The sequence below is a fragment of the Sporosarcina jiandibaonis genome, from assembly GCF_013184495.1.
GTDB lineage: Bacteria > Bacillota > Bacilli > Bacillales_A > Planococcaceae > Sporosarcina > Sporosarcina jiandibaonis.
The window spans coordinates 1-601 of record NZ_JAAOIY010000021.1 but is presented as its reverse complement, the minus strand read 5'-3'; the positions used below and the strand labels follow the sequence as shown (position 1 = coordinate 601).

2 tRNA genes and 1 rRNA gene are annotated in these 601 nt (G+C 44.9%); all 3 read right to left on the bottom strand.

Annotated features, from left to right (window positions below):
- Positions 1-148 precede the first annotated feature (148 nt).
- Positions 149-224, bottom strand: a tRNA-Ala gene (locus G8782_RS18305).
- Between the two features lie 9 nt (positions 225-233).
- Positions 234-310 (bottom strand) — tRNA-Ile (locus G8782_RS18300).
- Positions 311-509: 199 nt separating this feature from the next.
- Positions 510-601: ribosomal RNA gene (locus tag G8782_RS18295) — 16S ribosomal RNA — on the bottom strand; the annotation flags it as partial.

The following is a 601-nucleotide window of genomic DNA, read 5'->3' as shown; positions in this document are numbered from 1 at the left end:
CTAGACAGCGATGTAAAGTCGATGTTCGTTAAAAAGGTATTGCAATGTCAATTACGAAGTAATTGACTCGATTGATTACTTGATTTGTTACTCTTAAAATTGTTTTATCCAGTTTTCAAGGAACAAAAATACCCCCTACGGAGTATGTTGGTGGAGCCTAGCGGGATTGAACCGCTGACCTCCTGCGTGCAAGGCAGGCGCTCTCCCAGCTGAGCTAAGGCCCCAAAAGTAAATGGTGGGCCTAAGTGGACTCGAACCACCGACCTCACGCTTATCAGGCGTGCGCTCTAACCAGCTGAGCTATAGGCCCCTTCCGGGATTTTTCTGAGCAAGGGATTTATGACTCCCCCGTCTATATGAAGTTTATAAAGGTTTTTAATAAAATACTAAAAACTATTATGAACCTTCAAAACTGAACGCAAAACGTCAAGTTGCAAGAAAAAGTCTTGCATTCCGAATGTTGAAAGGTCAAACACGAAGTGTTTTCGCTTTCGAACATATATCCTTAGAAAGGAGGTGATCCAGCCGCACCTTCCGATACGGCTACCTTGTTACGACTTCACCCCAATCATCTGTCCCACCTTCGGCGGCTGGCTCCCAA